At 69.4% G+C, this 14339-nt stretch carries 14 protein-coding genes; 5 read left to right on the forward strand and 9 right to left on the reverse strand.

Annotation, left to right across the window (positions count from 1 at the left end; translation table 11 throughout):
- Positions 1-22: 22 nt before the first annotated feature.
- Positions 23-757, reverse strand: coding sequence for an SDR family NAD(P)-dependent oxidoreductase (locus tag KNW02_RS01890; RefSeq protein WP_216031563.1), 735 nt, complete (start codon positions 755-757; stop codon positions 23-25).
- A gap of 64 nt (positions 758-821) precedes the next feature.
- Between KNW02_RS01890 and KNW02_RS01895 the strand changes: the two genes are divergently transcribed.
- Positions 822-1391: a Crp/Fnr family transcriptional regulator gene (locus tag KNW02_RS01895; RefSeq protein WP_216031564.1), complete on the forward strand. Its 570-nt coding sequence runs from the start codon at positions 822-824 to the stop codon at positions 1389-1391.
- 11 nt (positions 1392-1402) lie between these two features.
- Here KNW02_RS01895 and rsmA read toward each other — a convergent pair whose 3' ends face one another.
- The 6 genes from rsmA to lptF are packed head-to-tail and all read right to left on the reverse strand — an operon-like array spanning position 1403 to position 9160.
- Complete coding sequence (gene rsmA, locus KNW02_RS01900; RefSeq protein ID WP_216031565.1) at positions 1403-2263, reverse strand: 16S rRNA (adenine(1518)-N(6)/adenine(1519)-N(6))-dimethyltransferase RsmA; 861 nt, start codon at positions 2261-2263, stop codon at positions 1403-1405.
- The gene (gene pdxA / locus KNW02_RS01905; protein WP_216031566.1) at positions 2260-3225 is read right to left on the reverse strand and encodes a 4-hydroxythreonine-4-phosphate dehydrogenase PdxA; all 966 of its coding nucleotides are present in this window, start codon (positions 3223-3225) and stop codon (positions 2260-2262) included. Before pdxA ends, rsmA begins: the two co-directional genes overlap by 4 nt.
- Positions 3226-3229: 4 nt before the next feature.
- The gene (locus KNW02_RS01910; protein WP_216031567.1) at positions 3230-4498 is read right to left on the reverse strand and encodes a peptidylprolyl isomerase; all 1269 of its coding nucleotides are present in this window, start codon (positions 4496-4498) and stop codon (positions 3230-3232) included.
- Positions 4499-4530: 32 nt separating this feature from the next.
- Entirely contained in the window at positions 4531-6918 is a 2388-nt protein-coding gene (locus KNW02_RS01915) for an LPS-assembly protein LptD (protein ID WP_216031568.1), read from the reverse strand.
- On the reverse strand, positions 6915-8024 hold the full coding sequence (gene lptG, locus KNW02_RS01920) for an LPS export ABC transporter permease LptG (RefSeq protein WP_216031569.1): 1110 nt from the start codon (positions 8022-8024) through the stop codon (positions 6915-6917). The genes KNW02_RS01915 and lptG overlap by 4 nt, the downstream gene beginning before the upstream one ends.
- Positions 8021-9160 (reverse strand): LPS export ABC transporter permease LptF, encoded by a 1140-nt coding sequence (lptF, locus tag KNW02_RS01925; protein ID WP_216031570.1) that lies wholly within the window; start codon positions 9158-9160, stop codon positions 8021-8023. Before lptF ends, lptG begins: the two co-directional genes overlap by 4 nt.
- A 119-nt stretch (positions 9161-9279) precedes the next feature.
- Here lptF and KNW02_RS01930 point away from each other — a divergent pair, with 119 nt between their 5' ends.
- From KNW02_RS01930 to KNW02_RS01940, 3 genes are all read left to right on the forward strand, one after another.
- On the forward strand, positions 9280-10800 hold the full coding sequence (locus KNW02_RS01930) for a leucyl aminopeptidase (protein ID WP_216031571.1): 1521 nt from the start codon (positions 9280-9282) through the stop codon (positions 10798-10800).
- A 167-nt stretch (positions 10801-10967) separates the two neighbouring features.
- Positions 10968-11414, forward strand: coding sequence for a DNA polymerase III subunit chi (locus tag KNW02_RS01935; protein ID WP_216031572.1), 447 nt, complete (start codon positions 10968-10970; stop codon positions 11412-11414).
- Between the two features lie 132 nt (positions 11415-11546).
- Positions 11547-12425: a MurR/RpiR family transcriptional regulator gene (locus KNW02_RS01940; protein ID WP_216031573.1), complete on the forward strand. Its 879-nt coding sequence runs from the start codon at positions 11547-11549 to the stop codon at positions 12423-12425.
- Here KNW02_RS01940 and hslV read toward each other — a convergent pair.
- On the reverse strand, positions 12422-12973 hold the full coding sequence (gene hslV, locus KNW02_RS01945; protein WP_216031574.1) for an ATP-dependent protease subunit HslV: 552 nt from the start codon (positions 12971-12973) through the stop codon (positions 12422-12424). The genes KNW02_RS01940 and hslV overlap by 4 nt on opposite strands.
- Positions 12974-13081: 108 nt before the next feature.
- Between hslV and KNW02_RS01950 the strand changes: the two genes are divergently transcribed.
- The gene (locus KNW02_RS01950) at positions 13082-13984 is read left to right on the forward strand and encodes a hypothetical protein (RefSeq protein WP_216031575.1); all 903 of its coding nucleotides are present in this window, start codon (positions 13082-13084) and stop codon (positions 13982-13984) included.
- 31 nt (positions 13985-14015) lie between these two features.
- Here the strand turns inward: KNW02_RS01950 and trxA are convergent, their stop codons facing one another.
- Positions 14016-14336 (reverse strand): thioredoxin, encoded by a 321-nt coding sequence (gene trxA, locus KNW02_RS01955; RefSeq protein ID WP_216031576.1) that lies wholly within the window; start codon positions 14334-14336, stop codon positions 14016-14018.
- Positions 14337-14339 lie beyond the last annotated feature (3 nt).

Below are 14339 nucleotides of genomic sequence, written 5' to 3' on the forward strand. Positions count from 1 at the left end.
CCCTTGCCGTCATGCAGGGGGTTCACGAACCCCGCAACAGGCGGCGCGGAATCGCCGGGACCAGCCGCGACATGACCGGCAGCAGCCGGGCCTTGCCGATCCAGATCTCGGGGCGGCCCGTGCGGATCGCGGCGATGATCGCCGCTGCGGCCTCATCCGGCGTGATCTTGCCGCGCCCCCGGCCCCGCGTCATCGGCGTATCGACCAGCGGCAGGATCGCCTCGATCACCGCCACCCGCTCGGCCCCAAGCTGATAGCGCAGGCTCTGGGAAAAGCTGTGCAGCCCCGCCTTCGTCGCGCAGTAGAGCGCGGTTCGCCGCTTTGGAAAGCAGGCAAGGCCCGATCCGATATTGACCACCGCCGACCCCGGGGCATTGGCCCGCAGCCGATCCAGCAGCCCGTGGACCAGCAGTGCCGGGGCAAGCAGGTTGACCGCGACCTCGGCCTCCATCGCGGCGCTGTCGAAATCGGGCTCGGTCAGCGCGGCCGGGTATTGCAGCCCGGCATTGTTGATCAGCACCGAAAGATCGGCATGGCGCGCCGCGATCTCGGCCGCGACCCGCCTGACCTCGGCGCTGTCCGACAGGTCGATATCGATCATCTCAAGGCCGGGGCGGGGCGACAACCGCGTTGCGTGCCGCGCCAGGGTGATGACATGGTGGCCTGCGGCCAGCAACCGGTCGGTCATCGCGGCGCCGATGCCCGAGGTGCCGCCGGTCAGAAGGATTTTTGACGGAAGGGAAAGGGGTGCCTGCATTGTCGCTCGCCTGTATCTGTCCGGGTGTTGGAGCCGAATCCTATCACCGCCCGGAACGCGGCGCATGAACCCGGGTTCAGCCGCCGAGGAATCCGCGCCCGAGGCGTTGCTGCGCCAGATCCGCATCAAGGCACGGGCCGACGAGCTGTGGCATCTCCGTGATTGTCCCGCGGGCACCCAGGTGCTGGTGCAGGGCGTCGCCACGCCCGATCTGTTCGTCCTGCAGGGTGGGCTTGTGAAACTGGACTATCTGACCCCGGACGGTCGTGAACGGATCAAAAGCTTCATCGTCGACCGTGGCCTCTTCGCCATCGAGGATGCGGACCTGTCCTTCGGCGCCCGCACGCTCGAGCCGTCGCAGATCGTGCGGCTGCCGATCGGCTGGGCGCGGGCGCAGCTGGCGCAGGATATGGTGCTGCGGCAGGCCTATGCCGATTTCACCGACTGGCTGCGGCTGCGCAAGGCCCGGCGCGAGCAGTTGCTGCTCTGTGCCTCGGCCGAGGAACGCTATCGGCTGCTCTGCGAACACGAGCCCGGCCTGATCCGCCGCCTGTCGCAGGGCGATATCGCCCGCTATCTGGGCATCACCCCGGTCGCCTTCAGCCGGATCAAGCGGCGGCTGCGCGGCGGCTGACCCTCGCCATTCTATGGCGTACCTGCGTCACGCCGGGCCTGAAGCGCCCGTGCCAGCGTGCAGAAACGCTCAAGCTCGATCTCCTCGGCCCGCGCCGTGGGGGCAATGCCGGCCTGATCCAGCAACGCCTCGATCTGCGGGTGCAGGCCGCGCAGGCTGGCGCGCAGCATCTTGCGGCGCTGGTTGAAGGCGGCGGCGGTGATCTGCGACAGGATCGCCGGATCGGCAGGAAAGCGCGGTCCCGGCAGCGCGGTCAGCTGGACGACTGCGGAATGGATCTTGGGCCCGGGCACGAAGGCCTCGGGCGGCAGCGTCATCACGATGCGCGCATCCGCCCGCCATTGCGCCAGCAGGGCCAGCCGGCCATAGGCCTTGCTGCCGGGCCGGGCCACGATCCGTTCGGCGACCTCCTTCTGGAACATCAGCGTCAGCGATTGCCAGAAGGGCGGCCAGTCGGCCGGGGTCAGCCAGCGGATCAGCAATTCGGTGCCGATATTGTAGGGCAGGTTGGCGGCCACGCGGATCGGCGGGGTCAGATGCTGCAGCGGGTCGATCTGCAGGGCATCGCCATGGATGACGGACAGCCGGCCCGGATAGGCGGCGGCGATCTCGGCCAGCGCGGGCAGGGCGCGGGCGTCCTTTTCGATCGCCAGCACATGGCGCGCGCCCTCGGCCAGCAGGCCGCGGGTCAGCCCGCCGGGGCCGGGGCCGATCTCCAGCACGTCGCATTCGTCCAGATCGCCGGCCTGCCGGGCGATCTTGGCGGTCAGGTTCAGATCCAGCAGGAAGTTCTGGCCAAGCTGCTTCTTCGCCCGCAGATCGTGGCGGGCGATGACCTCGCGCAGCGGCGGCAGATTGTCGATGCTGCTCATCGCCGCTGGGCGGCCATGTCGCGGGCCATGCGAAGCGCGGCGATGGTCGAGGCAGGATCGGCGCGGCCCTGACCCGCAATGTCGAAGGCGGTGCCGTGATCGGGCGAGGTGCGGATGAAGGGCAGGCCCAGCGTGACATTCACCCCGCCGGCGAAATCCAGCGTCTTGATCGGGATCAGCGCCTGATCGTGATAGGCACAGACCGCCGCGTCCCAGCGGGCGCGGGCCGGGGCATGAAACATCGTGTCGGCGGGCAGCGGGCCCGCGATGTCCAGCCCCTCGGCCCGCAGCCGGGCGATCAGCGGGGCGATGCGGTCGGCCTCCTGCCGGCCCATCGTGCCGCCCTCGCCGGCATGCGGGTTCAGCCCGGCCACGGCGATGCGCGGGTCGGGGATGCCGAAATCGCGGATCAGGGCGGCATGGGTGATGCGCACTGCCTGTTCCAGCACCTCGTCGGTCAGCGCGGCGGGAACCTGTTCCAGCGGGATATGGATGGTCGCGGGCACCACCCGGCAGGGCGGCGTCACCGTGGTCGAGGCCAGCATCATCGCCACCGGCAGATCGCCGGCCAGATGGGCGAGAAACTCGGTATGGCCCGGAAAGGCGAAGCCCGCACCTTGCTTCAGCGCCTGCTTGCTGATCGGCAGGGTGGTGAGGGCCGCGGCCTCGCCGCGGGTGATCAGATCGACCGCGCGGGCGATCACCTCGACCACGCCCGCGGCATTGGCTGGGTCGGGACGGCCGGGCGTGCGCGGGGCGGCGAAATCGTGGCGCAGGACCGGCAGCCTGCCGACGGGCACCGGGTCCGAGGGGGCGGTGATCTCGCAGAAATCAGTGCCGGGCGGCAGGTGCCGCGGATCGCCGATCCAGACGAAATCCACCCCCGATGCCAGCGCCAGCGGGGCCAGTTCGGGGCCGATGCCGGCCGGCTCGCCGCAGGTCAGCAGGATACGGTGCGGCATCGGCTCAGGGCCGCCGGATGACCGCATTGGCGCGGAGCTCGGCCAGATAGGCGTCGGCGGCGAGGCTTGCCTTGCGGTTGAACAGCTCGTCGCGGACGAGGTCGCGGCTGGGCAGCGCATCGGCCGCCGGCACCGCGGCTTCGACCCCGTCATCGGGCAGGGCGGTGGTCGCCACCTCCTGCCGGGCCTCGGCCAGAAGGGCCGGCTCGCGCGAACACAGCACGACCAGATCGGCGGCGCCGCCATAGCTGACCACCCCGGTTTCGCCATCGTCCATCGAGGCCAGCTGCGTGGCGATCAGGGTCGGGATGGCGTTCTGCGACTGGGTCTGCCGCGTGATCATCGGCGCGACCTCGGGGCCGACCTCGACATAAAGATCGTCGCAGCCAAGGGTGCGGGCGGCGATCTGGGCGGCCTCGGCCGCCGAGGCCAGGCGCAGCGTCATGTAGTCAAGGACCTGCTCGCGGGCGCCGGGACGCAGGGTGCCCTGCTCGTCGCGCAGGAAGAACAGGATCACCGCGCCCTGAACGGTCAGCGGCTGGCTAACCTGCCCGGGACTCAGCGACAGCAGGATCGGGCGCAGCGAGGGCGGCAGGTTTTCCAGATCGACCCAGTTGAGGCGCCCGCCGGCACCGGCCGAACCGGCGGCCGAATATTGCCGCGCGGCGGCGGCGAACTGCGCCTCCGAGGTGACCGAGGCGGCGATCGAACTGGCGCGGTTCATGGCCGCCTGTTCCTGTCCCGGCGGTGCCGGAATGACCAGTTCGGAAACCAGCACGCGGCTGATGACCGGGGTTTCGATCTGGCGCTTCAATTCCTGATCGACCTCGGCATCCGAGACGGTGATCTGCGCGGTCAGCCGTTGGCGGACGACCGCGCGCCAGACGAGGCCGGCCTCGACGTAGTCGCGAAAGATCTGCGGCTCGACCCCGGCCTGGCCGAGGGCCTCGGTGAATTCCGCCGCGCTCATCCCGGCGCGGCTGGCGAATTCCTCGAGGCCGGTCTGCATCCCTTCCTCGGTCGTGGCGATGCCCATCTGCTCGGCCGCATAGAGGCGCAGCCGGTCGTTGATCAGCGCCTGCTCGACGGTGGCGTCGTCGCCGGCCGTGCCGAGGACCTGCATGAAACGGGCCCGCTGCGCGATCTCATAGCGGGTGACGGCACGGTCGTTGACATAGACGACCGGCTCGAACGGGTTCTGGGCGACGGCCGGGGCGATCGCGCCAAGAAACAGGCCCGCCGCCAGGGCGAAGCCGGGAAGGAAATGCCGCATCTGCTGCCCCCAAATCATTCGTTGCCGCAAGACTAGCGCATGCAACTGCGCCGCGCCACCGTGCCCGGGCCCTCATTCTGGCTGCCGAAACCGGCCAGCCGGACCGACAGGTCGAAACTGGTCTCGGGCCGCACGTCGCCCGTCTCGGTAAAGCGCCTGGACAGGCCCATTTCCACCGTCAGGCACTCGTTGCGATAGGTCAGGTCCAGCGAAGCCTCCTGCGCCTGATTGGCGGCAAAATCATAGCGCGTATCCGCCACCCCCCACCAGCCCTCGGCGATCTGCCAGCCGATATTGGCCACCAGTTCGCTGGTATCGTCGTCGCGCTGCTCGTTCTCGTCGCTGTCGATCCACAGATATCCCGCCGACAGTTGCAGATCGGGCCGGATCCAGCCGACGCGCAATTCGTTGCGCGAGAAGACGAAGGACTCGTTGAACAGGGCGCGGTTGGCGATCGCCAGACCGGTGCCGCTGTCGAACTGCGCGCCCAGAAGCCAGTCCGAGCTGCGCCCGGTCAGCGGCGAATCGGCTGCAAAAACCTCGTCCTCGCGCGTGCGCAGCACCTTGCCGCCGGTCACCCCCAGCGACCAGCCGGTCGGGTCGATCCGGGTCCAGGTGACGCCGATATTGGCGCGCAGCCCGTTCTCGCGCGCATCCCAGCCGGGGAACCGGTTGGCGGAAAAGAGATTGCCCTCGTCGAATTCGATCAGGCGGCTGTCCTCGTTCGGGATGTCGTCGTCCTGACCCGGCGGCGACCACAGGATCTGGGCCACCGGCTCGACCATATGGGTGGCGCCGGTGCCGTCGCTGCCCATCAGCGGCCAGCGCAGTTCGACCCCGACCACCGGATCGGCGCGGGTGACGATATCGTCGTAATTGCGGTCCTGCGAGATGCGGTAGATATCGGCGTCGAGGCCCGCGATCACGGCGCCGACGACCCCGCCCGGCAGGATCTCGCTGCGCCGCCAGTCAAGTCCCAGCGAGGCGCGCGCCATGTCCCGGCCGATCGCGTCCTGATCCGAGGGACGGCGCTGCGCGTGGATCGACCATTCCATCACCCCCATGCCGCCGATCAGGCCGGGGGTGAAGCGGCGCTGCCAGAGGATGTCGGCCACCTGCGCCGGCTCGGTCTCGTTGTCCACGTCCTCGCGCAGGGTCTCGTAATTGCCGATCCGGCCGAAGAACAGCAGCTCGCGGGTAACCCGTTCAAGGGTGATGCCGCTCCACAGCCGGTCGGCATCGCTGATGTCGTAATCCAGCAGATAGCCGCGATCCGAGGCCATCTGCAGTTGCAGCCCCATCCGGTAGCCGCGCGGCAATTCATAGACCGCGTTGGCGAAGATATAGCCGCGGGTCTCGCCCGGCTGGATGTCGTCGCGGGTGACGGCGCCGTTCCATTCGGCCGCGCCGCCCTGCCAGGCCTGCCGGTAACGCAGTTCCAGCGTCCGGGTCCAGCTGGCCGAGACATAGGGGGTGAAGGTCAGGTCGGCGTGATCGCCGAGGGTCTGGAAATAGGGCAGCTTGATCCCGAAGCCGAGATTCGATGTGGTCCGGATCTCGGGACGCAGAAAGCCCGACCTGCGCTCGACCGTGGGATCGGGCGCGGTGATGGTGAAGGGCAGGGCGGCAATCGGGACGCCGAAGGCGCGCAGTTGCGGCCGGTCGATGGTCATTAGCCGCGTCTCGGCGTCATGGGTGACGTTGCGGGCGCGGATCTCCCACAGCGGCGTCGGATCGTTGGCGCAGACCTGACAGCTCGAGGCGGCGACCTGCCTCAGGCTGGTCATGCGGCCGCCGCCGGTCCGGACCAGTTCCTCCGAGGCGAGCTGCAGTTCGCGGGCGATCATCAGCCGGGCCCCGCGGATGATGCCGTCCTGCAGCTTGCGGTCAAGCTGGGCGGAATCGGCAATCAGCACGGCCTCGTCGTCGGGGTTGATCGCGCCGGGGCGGGACAGGTGGATCGGCCCCTCGATGGTCAGGTCGCCGCTGGCGCCATCGACGATCAGCCGCGAGGCGACCAGCCGCGCGCCCTGATACCAGATCACCACCCCCCCCGCGGCGATCAGCGTCCGGTCGCCCTGCAGGATCATGGTGTCGGCCAGCACGGTGGCCGCATCCTCCTCCGCGCCTGGGGCCGGGCGGCTTTCCAGCGTGACATCGGCATCGGGCGCGGCGGTTTTCAGCTGTGGCGCGCTCGAGCCCGGATCGCCGAAGGTCAGATCGTCCAGCCGCGTGGCCGCCGGCGCCAGTGCCGCCTCGCCCGAGGTGGTGGTCAGCGGCGCCCCGGCCATGCCCGGCCCCGAAAGCCCCTCGCCTGCCAGCGACTGCGGCAGCGCCGGCAGCGGTGCCGCAGTCCACGCGGCCAGACCGGTCAGCAGACCGGCCGTTCGCGTCAGGCGTTTCAGCCCTGCAGGCGTCATCCGTCCTCCCGTTGCAGGATCAGCGCCAGCGCCAGCATCGCGCCGACCAGAGGCGGCGACCAGGCTGCCATGGCCGGGGTGATCTGCCCGTTATCGCCCAGAACCTGGGCCAGATTGCGCAAAAAGAACAGACCGATCCCGGCGCCGAAGGCCAGAAGGACGGCGATGCCGACATTCCTGCCACGGATATGCTGCATGGTGAAAGCGGCGGCGATCAGGACCATCGCCGCCATCAGCAGCGGCCGGGCCAGTTCCATCTGGAACCAGACGCGGTGGCGGGCGGCGGAAAAGCCGGCGCGTTCCAGCCCGGCGATGAAGCCCGGCAATTGCCAGACCGGCACCGATTCGGGGCGGCCGAACCCCTCGCGGATGCGCTGCGCGGTCAGATCCGAGGCCAGGCTCAGCGTCTCGGTGCTGCCGGCCGCGGCCTCCGGGTTCGGCTGGTCCAGCGGATAGTCGCGCACCCCGCTCAGCTGCCATTCGCCGCTGCCCAGCCGCGCCTCGCGCGCCTCGATCCGGCGCACCGGGCCGCTGTCCTGGTCGAAGACCATGAAGCTTGCGTCATAAAGGGTCGTCGCGTCCGGGCTGGCGCGGCGGGCGCGGATGACGATCTGGCCGGCCTCCTCGCCATCCTCGGTCACCGCCTGGCGCAGCCAGACCGCGCTGTCGCCGACCGAGACGGTCTGCCGCCCGTCGCGCTCGATCTCGGCCACCGCCTCGTCAAAATGCCGCCCCGTGACCGCCACCATCGGGTTCAGCAGCGCCACCGTCAGCGCGCCGACCAGCGCCGCCGTGACCGCCGGCGCAGTCACCACCTTCAGCCCCGAGCGGCCAGAGGCGCGGATCGCCACCATCTCCGAACTCCAGGCCAGCCCCAAAAACAGCGCGATCCCGGCCAGCACGGTGATCAGCGGCAGGATCGAGTAGAAACTGTCGGCGATGTTCAGCCCGGCCAGCCGCGCGGCGCCCGACAGGCCGATATCGGCCCCGGCAAAGCGGCGGATCATCTCGATCATGTCGACCAGCAGCAGGATCAGCAGGAAGACCCCGGCGATCAGCAGGAACTGGCGCAGAAACCGCCGCGCGACATAGCGGGCGAGGATCATGTCGCCGCCCCCCCGGAGCCGCGCCCGCCGCGCGGCCGCCCTGGCCGCGCCGCCAGCCACAGCAGCAGGATGCAAAGCCCGATCCCGACCAGCGCCGGCACATACAGCACGGGCCATTGCGTGGGATCGCGCCCGGCCTGATTGGCGGCGGCATTGGTCAGGAACTGCACCAGGATCAGCCCCATGATCGCCCAGATCACCTGCTTCCAGACGCCAAAGCGCGAATAGCCGCCGATCAGCAGCGTCGCAAAGCCGATCATCGCCGCGATCGGCGACAGCAGCGGCTGGGCGAAACGCTCATGCGCCTCGCGCCGGGCATCGGCCGGGTCGGCGCCGGTCGCCTCCAGCAATTCGCGGTCGGGACTGAGCAGCCGCAGGGTCGAATAGTCGCGCAGGTCGCTGCCGCGCCGGCCGCCGCCATGCAGCATCGCCCCGATGTCATAGCTCAGCTCGTCAAAGCGGGTGACCGCCAGCCGGCGCTGATCGCCCTCGATGCGCAGGTTCTGCGACATGCCGTCCAGCAGGATCAGCACCGGCCCGGTCTCGTTGCGCGCCGCCAGCGCCTCCTCCGAGGTATAGGTGTACTGGTCGGCCGGATCGCGGGCATCCTCGATGAAGACATCCAGCAGCCGCCCGTCGGCGGCAATGTCGCGCACATAGACGGTGATGCCGTCGGTCGGATACTGGAAGGTGCCCGGCCGCAGCGCCTGGACGGTGACATCCTCGGCCAGTTCGCTCTGCCGGTCCGACAGGCGCATGCGGGCGGTCGGGACCAGCCCGTGGATCAGCACCGTCACCAGCAGCCCGACGAACAGGCCGAAGACCAGCACCGGCTGCGCCAGCCGCCAGGGCGACAGCCCCGCCGCCTGCATCGCCACCAGTTCGGATTCGTTTGCCAGCCGGTTGGTGCCATAGGCGGTGGCCGCGAAGGCCGCCACCGGCAGCACGACCGAAATCACCAGCGGCAGGGTCAGGACGGTGAATTCCAGCACCACCAGCGCCGTGCGGCCGTCGTTCAGCAGGTCGTCGAACAGGCTGGCGGCCCGGTTGATCCAGTAGACCGACACCAGCACCAGCGCGAAAAAGCCGAACAGCGTCAGCATCTGGCTGAGAATGTATCGGTCGATCCGGGGCATCGCGGGCGCTGTCTTTCTGATCCAGAGGCACAGGTCCCTGATTAGCCCGAAGGAGGGCTCTGGCCAAGGCCCGGCGGCGAGTCTAGGCTCCGGCCCTGCCGAGATGCGAGGAGCCGGACATGACGCAGCCCGTGGAAATCACCTTCACCCAGATCGCCGCCGACAGGCTTGCAGGCCACGAAGGGCGCGTGGCGCTGATCGTGGCGCCGGATGGGCGGCTGCCTGCCGGCCTGCCGCGCGCCGCACGCGAGGCGGCGGCCCGCGCCCTGGCCTCGAAGGCGGGCAAGGCGCTGAAGCCGGGCGGATCGCTGGAGCTTGCTTTTCCCGCCGGCATGGCGGCCGAGGCGCTGCAACTTGTGGCCCTGCCTGCCGGTGCCGCCGTGTCGGACGCCCGCAAGGCCGGCGCCGCCATCGGTGCCAAGCTGGGCAAGGCGCATACGCTGGTTCTGGCCGGCGCGCACAAACGGGCGGCCGAGATCGCCCTGGGTCTGGCGCTGCGCGGCTATGATTTCACCGCCTACCAGACCAGGTCCGAGGCGGAGGATGCCGAAGCCGGCGAGGCTGCGGCCGAGGCCGGTGGCGAGGACAGTCCCGCCCCCGAAAAGGCCCGCGTCACCTTCATGGTGAAGGATCCCGAGGCGCTGGCCAAGGCGGCGAAGGACGGCGCGGCGGTGGCCGAGGGGGTGTTCTTCACCCGCGATCTGGTCAATGAGCCGGCCAATGTCCTGACCACCGCCGATTTCGCCGACCGCCTGAAGGCGATGGAGGAAATCGGGCTGAGTGTCGAGGTTCTGGACGAGGACGAGCTTCGCAAATTGGGGATGCGCGCGCTTCTGGGCGTGGGTCAGGGCAGCGAAAGCCCCTCGAAGGTCGTGGTGATGCGCTGGAACGGCGGCGGGGACGAGGCGCCGCTGGCGCTGGTCGGCAAGGGCGTCGTGTTCGATTCGGGCGGGATCTCGATCAAGCCCGCCGCCGGCATGGAAGAGATGACCATGGACATGGGCGGTGCGGGCGTGGTGGCGGGCGTGCTGCGCACCCTGGCGCTGCGCCGCGCCAAGGCCAATGTCGTGGGTCTTGTCGGGCTGGTCGAGAACATGCCCGATGGCCGCGCGCAGCGCCCCGGCGACATCGTGAAATCGATGAAGGGCGACACCATCGAGGTCATCAATACCGACGCCGAGGGCCGCCTCGTGCTGGCCGATGTGCTGTGGTATGCGCAGACCCGGTTCGAGCCTTCGGCGGTGATCGATCTGGCCACCCTGACCGGCGCCGTCATCATCGCGCTGGGACACGAGAATGCCGGCATCTTCGCCAATGACGACAAGCTGGCAGCGGGCATCCTGTCGGCCGCCGGCGCCGAGGGCGAGGGCGCCTGGCGGCTGCCGCTGGGGGCGGCCTATGACAAGCAGATCAAGTCTCGGCTGGCCGACATGAAGAATACCGGCGGCCGCCCGGCGGGCTCGATCACCGCGGCGCAGTTCCTGCAGCGCTTCATCCGCAAGGACCAGGCCTGGGCGCATATCGACATCGCCGGGGTGGCGTTGCCGCCCGCGGCCACCGATTTCGCCCCCAAGGGCGCGACCGGCTGGGGGGTGATGACGCTGGACCGGCTGATCCGCGACCGTTTCGAGGGGAAATGAGCCAGGCAACGCCCGCAAGCGGTGTACGCGCTGTGCACGTCCGGTGCCTGCCCGGTGTACGGGACGTGCGGGCCGAAACCCGGCATTTGCTGGCGTTTTCTGGCGGCCCGCCCGTCGCCCCATCACGCGCAACGCCCGCAGCCGTTGCGCAACGCTAGGGCCGGGCGATGGGCAATGCGCTGTTCTACCACCTGACCCGCTCGCCGGCCGAGAGCCTGCTTCCCGTCCTGATCGGCAAATCGCTTCAGGCCGGCTGGCGGGTCGAGCTGCGGGGAACCGATCCTCAGCGCATGGACTGGCTGGACCGGCAGCTCTGGCAGGGCGACGGCTTCCTGCCCCACGGCCTTGCCGGCGGCCCGCATGACGCCCGCCAGCCGGTGCTGCTGACGCTGGCAGGCCAGCCCGCCGCCAACGATCCGGCCTGCCTGATGGCGCTGGACGGCGCGGAGGTCGCGGCCGCGGAATGCCAGTCGCTGCAACGCAGCTGCATCATCTTCGACGGCGGCGACAGCGCCGCCGTCTCGCGCGCCCGCGACCAGTGGCGCGCCCTGACCGGGGCCGGAGTGACCGCCGAATACTGGTCCGAGGAGGCCGGCGGCTGGCAGCGCAAGTGAGCGGCCAGGTCGATGATCTCTCCATGGTTGCGCCACGGTGAAGTTCGCCCGGGAACTGCGCCGAAAATCATGGAACAAAGCCCCGGCTGACGGCACAATTCCCTCGCGGGAACAGCGCAAGCGAGGCGAATCATGGAAGGAAACACGCCCCACAGTACTGATGAGTTCATTGCCCGGCTGAGCGAGATGCATGCCAGCCTGCCACGCCGCCTGCGGCAATGCGCCGAATATGCCGCCCACCAGCAGGCCCGGCTGGCGCAGGCGACGATCGCCGAATTCGCGCGCGGTGCGGGCGTTCCGGCCTCGGCGGTGGTACGGTTCTGTCAGGCGATGGGGTTTTCCGGCTATGCGCAGATGCGCGACCTGTTCCGCAGCCCCTATGAATTGCCGCGCCCCGACTATGCCCAGCGGCTGGAACAACTGAGCCGCCAGGGAAGCGCGCGCCCGGCCGGGCTGCTGGCCGAGTTTGTCGAGGCCGGGCTGCATTCGCTGGAACGGATGATCGATACCGTCGATGCACAGGCGTTCGACCGCGCCGCCGGCATCCTGTCGAAAGCCGGGCTGGTGCATGTGGTCGGCCATGGCCGCTGTTTCGCCGCCGCCGCGCATACCGCCTATATTCTGGAGCGGGTCGAGGTGCCGGCCTTGCTGCACGGCGCCTTCGGCCAGATGAGCGGGGCGGGCTCGGTGCGAAAGGATGACGCGGTTCTGGCGATCTCGTTTTCCCCGCCGGTGCCGGAAACGCTGGATTTCTGCGATCAGGCCGCCGGCAATGGCGCCGAACTGGTCCTGATCGGGGATCCGGGGGTGGCGCTGCGGCTGGGCGACACGGCCCTGCCGCTGGTCCTGACCGAGGTCGAGGCGGCGGGCTTTCGCCCGCTGACCGCGACGGCCACGCTGGCGCTGGCGCTGGCGGCGGCCACCGGAGGGCTGCGTGCGCATCACCGGAAATCGGCGGGAAAATCCGGCCGTCGGGCCTCGGTATCGGCTGCGGCCGGCAGGCCGGGCTAGATCGTCTCGACCGTCAGATTTCCGTTGGTGTAGACGCAGATATCGGCGGCGATGGCCATGGCCTTTCGCGCCACCGCCTCGGCATCCAGATCGCTTTCCAACAGCCCGCGCGCGGCGGCCAGCGCGAAATTCCCGCCCGAGCCGATGGCGGCCACGTCATGTTCGGGCTCCAGCACGTCGCCGGCGCCGGTCACCACATAGATCTGGTCGCCATCGGTCACGATCAGCATCGCTTCGAGGTTTCGCAGATATTTGTCGGTGCGCCAGTCCTTGGCCAGTTCCACACAGGCGCGCTGCAACTGGCCGGGCGCGGCCTCAAGCTTTTTCTCCAGCCGTTCCAGCAGGGTGAAGGCATCGGCGGTCGAGCCGGCGAAGCCCACCACCACGTCGCGCCCGCCGGGTGTCAGGCGGCGGACCTTGCGCGCCGTGCCCTTCATCACCGTCTGGCCGACGCTGACCTGCCCGTCGCCCGCGACCACCACCTTGCCGCCGCGCCGCACCGCCAGAATGGTCGTGCCGTGCCAGCCGGGAAATGTGTCATCCGCCATGAGGGATCTCCGTGTTTGCGTGGGCTTTTGCCTTTCGGCTCAGATATGGGCGTGGCGCGGGCTTCGCAACCCGTTGAACCGGGGACGCGCGCGACCTAGCCTGCCGGCATGAGCCAGCCCCGCATCCTGCGCATCTATCTTCACCCGCCGATCCTGCACCTGGCGCAGGCCGGAAAGCTGGGCTTTCTCAACCGGATGCGCGGCCTGCTGGAGGCGCGCGGCTGGCAGATCGAGATCCGCCGCTCGGGTCCGCCGGCGCGGGCCGAGGCGCCAAGCCTGCCGGGCTATGCCCTCTTCAACATGGAAAAACCGACGCATGCGCGCGCCCTGACCTTCCGGCTGGCCTATCACTATCCGTTCTGGCGGCTCGAACGGATCGCCGAACGCTGGCGCTGGCCGGTTGCCCTCGCGCGTTTCGAGCCGGGCGAAATCGATCCCGGCATGGCGGGCGATTTCGCCACAAGGCTGCGCCACCGCGTCCTGCCCGGCCCCGAACCCCAATCCGGCGGCCATGTCCTGATCCCCCTTCAGGGCCGGATCCGCAAGGAACGCTCGTTCCAGACCATGAGCCCCGTCCGCATGGTCGAGGCCGTGGCCCGGACCGGGCGCGCCTCGATCGTCACGCTGCACCCGAAGGAAACCTGTGACGCGGGCGACCATGCCGCCCTGCAATCGCTGGCCGATCGGTTTCCCAACCTGAGTATCGGCGGCGATACCGCCCGGCTGCTGCGCGACTGCGCCTTCGTGGCCACGCAGAACAGCGCCGTGGCCTTCGACGGCTATATCCTCGGCAAGCCCGCGGTGCTGTTCGGGCAGTCGGATTTCCACCATATCGCGCTGAACGTGGCCGATCTGGGCACGGCCGAGGCGCTGGCCCGCGCCCCCGATCACCGCCCCGATTTCGCCGCCTATCTGCACTGGTTCCTGCGCCGGACCAGCCTCGACATGATGGCGCCGGATGCCGATGCGCGGCTGCTGGCAGCCATGAAAAAGGGCGGCTGGCCCGTGTAAGGCCGCCGCCCGGTTCCGGGGAAAGCCCGGATCAGACCGATTCTTCGATCCAGCTTTTCAGCGCCGCCTTGGGGGCCGCGCCCATGCGGTTCGAGATCACCTCGCCGCCCTTGAACATGAACAGTGCCGGGATGCCGCGCACGCCCAGGACGGCGGCCTGTTCCGGGTTCTCGTCCACATTCACCTTCACGATCTTCACCTTGCCGGCATATTCGTCCGACAGTTCCTCCAGCGCCGGGCCGATCTGCTTGCAGGGGCCGCACCATTCGGCCCAGAAATCGACCAGGACCGGGGTCTCGGCCTGACGCACTTCGGCGTCGAATTCGCTGTCACTGACATGCACGGTAGCCATGCT

The sequence above is a fragment of the Paracoccus marinaquae genome (genome assembly GCF_018860165.1).
GTDB classification, from domain to species: Bacteria; Pseudomonadota; Alphaproteobacteria; order Rhodobacterales; family Rhodobacteraceae; genus Paracoccus; species Paracoccus marinaquae.